Origin of the sequence: Pseudomonas sp. 18058 (assembly GCF_902706155.1) — a bacterium.
In the GTDB taxonomy this organism is placed as follows: domain Bacteria; phylum Pseudomonadota; class Gammaproteobacteria; order Pseudomonadales; family Pseudomonadaceae; genus Aquipseudomonas; species Aquipseudomonas rustica.
Map to the genome: position 1 here is coordinate 1 of NZ_CACSJY010000112.1, position 4,087 is coordinate 4,087.

General features: G+C 58.1%; 4 protein-coding genes. All 4 read left to right on the forward strand.

Annotated features, from left to right (window positions below):
• Positions 1 to 176: 176 nt before the first annotated feature.
• Genes GVL50_RS28350 through GVL50_RS28365 form a run of 4 tightly spaced genes read left to right on the forward strand, consistent with a single transcriptional unit; the run spans position 177 to position 3,978 of the window.
• A complete protein-coding gene (locus GVL50_RS28350; RefSeq protein ID WP_053116796.1) occupies positions 177 to 1,091 on the forward strand; it encodes a branched-chain amino acid ABC transporter permease in 915 nt (304 codons plus the stop codon).
• A 3-nt stretch (positions 1,092 to 1,094) separates the two neighbouring features.
• Positions 1,095 to 2,396: a high-affinity branched-chain amino acid ABC transporter permease LivM gene (gene livM, locus GVL50_RS28355; RefSeq protein WP_159815837.1), complete on the forward strand. Its 1,302-nt coding sequence runs from the start codon at positions 1,095 to 1,097 to the stop codon at positions 2,394 to 2,396.
• A complete protein-coding gene (locus GVL50_RS28360; RefSeq protein WP_053116798.1) occupies positions 2,393 to 3,265 on the forward strand; it encodes an ABC transporter ATP-binding protein in 873 nt (290 codons plus the stop codon). The genes livM and GVL50_RS28360 overlap by 4 nt, the downstream gene beginning before the upstream one ends.
• Positions 3,262 to 3,978, forward strand: a complete 717-nt coding sequence (locus GVL50_RS28365; protein ID WP_053116799.1) for an ABC transporter ATP-binding protein — start codon at positions 3,262 to 3,264, stop codon at positions 3,976 to 3,978. The genes GVL50_RS28360 and GVL50_RS28365 overlap by 4 nt, the downstream gene beginning before the upstream one ends.
• Positions 3,979 to 4,087: the final 109 nt, after the last annotated feature.

A 4,087-nucleotide genomic window follows, 5' to 3' on the forward strand; every position in this document is an offset into this window, starting at 1 on the left:
GTGTCAGTCACCATCAACGGTAGCTGATACACCGCATTCGCGAGCAAGCCCGCTCCCACAGGAGGTGGTGGCGATAGGCTGATCGTGGCTGACATTGCTCCGACGTAAATCTGTATTTTCCCTAGAAGAGCCGCACGTCCACAGGCGTGCAGGTTCTCACTGCGTGAGATTGCGTTATGGATGGTATTTTCCTGCAGCAACTGGTCAACGGCCTGACCCTCGGGTCGGTCTATGGCCTGATCGCCATCGGCTACACAATGGTCTACGGCATCATCGGCATGATCAACTTCGCCCACGGCGAGGTTTACATGATTTCTGCTTACCTGGCGGCAATCAGTCTGGCTCTGCTGGCTTACTTCGGTATCGAATCTTTCCCGCTGCTGATGCTCGGCACACTGATCTTCACCATCGTCGTCACGGCGGTGTATGGCTGGGTCATTGAGCGAGTCGCTTACAAACCCCTGCGCAACTCCACCCGACTGGCACCGCTGATTAGCGCCATCGGTATTTCCCTGATCCTGCAAAACTACGCACAGATCGCTCAAGGCGCGAAACAACAAGGCGTGCCAACCTTGCTGACTGGCGCGTGGCGTGTCGACATCGGCACCGGTTTCGTGCAACTGACTTACACCAAAGTCTTCATTCTGGTGGCCGCGTTCGTCGGCATGGGCGTACTGACCTACATCATCAAGTACACCAAGCTCGGGCGCATGTGCCGTGCTACTCAGCAAGACCGCAAAATGGCCTCGATTCTGGGGATCAACACCGACCGCGTGATCTCTTACGTGTTCATCATCGGTGCAGCCATGGCGGCATTGGCCGGTGTGTTGATCACCATGAACTACGGCACGTTCGACTTCTATGCCGGCTTCATCATCGGCATCAAGGCATTCACTGCTGCGGTGCTCGGCGGTATCGGCTCTCTGCCCGGTGCGATGCTCGGCGGGATCATTCTCGGGATTTCCGAGTCGCTGTTCTCCGGCCTGGTCAACTCCGACTACAAAGACGTGTTCAGCTTCTCGCTGCTCGTACTTGTTCTGGTCTTCCGGCCGCAGGGCCTGTTGGGCCGTCCTCTTGTGTCGAAGGTGTAAGCGATGTCTTCAACCACTAAAAAAACCATCGATATCAAAAAAAGTCTGGTTGAGGCGATCCTCGCCGGCCTGATTGCCCTGATCGTATTCGGGCCGATTGTCGGCGTCGTCCTCGACGGTTACAGCTTCAACCTCGAATCGACCCGTGTGGCGTGGATCATTGGCGTTGTCATGATCGGCCGGTTTGCCCTCAGCCTGTTCTTGCAAACCCCCAAAGGCCTGAAAATTCTCGACAGCTTCGAGAGCACCGGGTCGGGTGTGCATGTGCTGCCGGCCGATCACAAATCGAGCCTGCGCTGGATCATCCCGCTGCTGATTGTGCTGGCTGTCATCGTGCCGTTTGTTTCCAACTCCTATTTGCTGGGCGTGGTCATCCTCGGGTTGATCTACGTGCTGCTGGGGTTGGGGCTGAACATCGTGGTCGGTCTGGCCGGTCTGCTCGACCTCGGTTACGTGGCGTTTTATGCCATCGGCGCCTACGGTCTGGCGCTCGGTTATCAGTACCTCGGTCTGGGCTTCTGGACGGTGCTGCCGCTGGCGGCGATCACCGCGGGCCTTGCCGGCTGCATCCTCGGTTTTCCGGTACTGCGCCTGCACGGCGACTATCTGGCGATCGTGACCCTGGGCTTCGGTGAAATCATTCGCCTGATCCTCAACAACTGGTTGTCGCTGACTGGCGGCCCGAACGGCATGCCGGCGCCACTGCCGACGTTCTTCGGTCTGGAGTTCGGCAAACGGGCGAAGGATGGCGGGGTGCCGTTCCATGAGTTCTTCGGCATCGCCTACAACCCGGACGTGAAGTACTACTTCATCTACGCGGTGTTGTTCCTCGTGGTTTTGGCTGTGCTGTACATCAAACACCGTTTGGTGAAGATGCCGGTCGGTCGTGCCTGGGAAGCCTTGCGTGAAGACGAAATCGCTTGCCGTTCGATGGGCCTCAACCACGTGCTGGTCAAGCTTTCGGCATTCACCATTGGCGCGTCGACGGCGGGTCTGGCCGGTGTGTTTTTCGCCACCTATCAAGGTTTCGTCAACCCGACCTCGTTCACCTTCTTCGAATCGGCGTTGATCCTGGCCATCGTCGTCCTCGGCGGCATGGGCTCGACCATCGGCGTGGTGATCGCCGCATTCGTACTCACCGTCGCTCCGGAACTGCTGCGCGGTTTCGCTGAATATCGCGTGCTGCTGTTCGGCATCCTGATGGTGTTGATGATGATCTGGCGACCACGTGGGCTGATCCGCATCAGCCGTACCGGGGTCACTCCACGCAAAGGTGCCATTCACTATGAGAGGACTGCGCCATGAGTGAAGTCGTACTCTCTGTTGAAAAACTGATGATGCATTTCGGTGGCATCAAGGCCTTGAGCGATGTCAGCCTGAAGGTCAAACGCAACTCGATCTTCGCCTTGATCGGCCCTAACGGCGCTGGCAAAACCACTGTGTTCAACTGCCTGACCGGTTTCTACAAAGCCTCCGGCGGCAAGATCGAACTCAATGTGCGCGGCCAGCAGACCAACGTCATCCAGTTGTTGGGCGAGTCGTTCAAAGCGTCGGATTTCGTTTCGCCGAAATCCTTCCTCAGTCGCATGTACTACAAGATGTTCGGTGGCACGCACCTGGTGAACCGTGCGGGGCTGGCGCGAACCTTCCAGAACATCCGCCTGTTCAAGGAAATGTCGGTGCTGGAAAACCTGCTGGTGGCCCAACACATGTGGGTCAACCGCAACATGCTCGCCGGGATCCTCAACACCAAGGGCTACCGCAAGGCTGAAAGCGACGCACTGGATGTTGCGTTCTACTGGCTGGAAGTGGTCGATCTGGTTGACTGTGCCAACCGTCTCGCCGGTGAACTTTCCTACGGTCAGCAACGCCGTCTGGAGATCGCCCGCGCGATGTGCACGCGGCCGCAGATCATCTGCCTCGACGAACCGGCCGCCGGCCTCAACCCACAGGAAACCGAAGCGCTGAGCGCGATGATCCGGCTGCTGCGCGACGAGCACGATCTGACCGTGGTGCTGATCGAACACGACATGGGCATGGTAATGAGCATTTCTGACCACATCGTGGTGCTGGATCACGGCATCGTCATCGCCGAAGGCGGGCCTGAAGCGATTCGAAATGATCCGAAAGTGATTGCGGCGTATCTCGGCGCCGACGAAGAGGAACTGGTATGACGCAACCGATCCTCGAACTCAAAAACCTCGACGTGTTCTACGGACCGATCCAGGCGCTCAAAGGTGTTTCGCTGCAGATCAACGAGGGGGAAACCGTCAGCCTGATCGGCTCTAACGGTGCCGGCAAGTCGACATTGTTGATGTCGATCTTCGGCCAGCCGCGTGCGGCTGGCGGGCAGATCATTTATCAAGGCGTCGACATCACCCAGAAGTCCTCGCACTACATCGCTTCCAATGGCATCGCGCAGTCGCCGGAAGGACGGCGGGTGTTCCCTGACATGACCGTCGAGGAAAACCTGTTGATGGGCACCATCCCGATTGGCGACAAGTACGCTAAAGAGGACATGCAGCGCATGTTCGCGCTGTTCCCGCGACTGGAAGAGCGGCGGACGCAGCGGGCGATGACCATGTCCGGTGGTGAGCAACAGATGCTCGCGATTGCCCGGGCGTTGATGAGCAGGCCGAAGTTGTTGCTGCTCGATGAACCGAGCCTGGGCCTGGCGCCGATCGTGGTGAAGCAGATTTTTGCGACCCTGCGGGAGTTGGCGAAAACCGGGATGACGATTTTCCTGGTCGAGCAGAACGCCAACCATGCGCTGAAGCTGTCGGATCGGGCGTATGTGATGGTTAACGGCGAGATTCGCCTGACCGGTACCGGCAAAGAGTTGCTGGTGAATGAGGAGGTGCGTAACGCCTATCTGGGCGGGCACTGATTCTTCGCACGTTATACACAGCCCCGGCGACGCAAGTCCCGGGGCTTCTTTTTACCCACAATTCCCTGTAGGAGCTGCCGCAGGCTGCGATCTTTTGATCTTGAAAAAC

What these genes read in the sequence shown, in the direction of transcription:
- GVL50_RS28360 (WP_053116798.1), top strand. Translation starts at nt 2,393, where the DNA reads ATGAGTGAAGTCGTACTCTCTGTTGAAAAACTGATGATGCATTTCGGT.
- GVL50_RS28350 (WP_053116796.1), top strand. Translation starts at nt 177, where the DNA reads ATGGATGGTATTTTCCTGCAGCAACTGGTCAACGGCCTGACCCTCGGG.
- livM (WP_159815837.1), top strand. Translation starts at nt 1,095, where the DNA reads ATGTCTTCAACCACTAAAAAAACCATCGATATCAAAAAAAGTCTGGTT.
- GVL50_RS28365 (WP_053116799.1), top strand. Translation starts at nt 3,262, where the DNA reads ATGACGCAACCGATCCTCGAACTCAAAAACCTCGACGTGTTCTACGGA.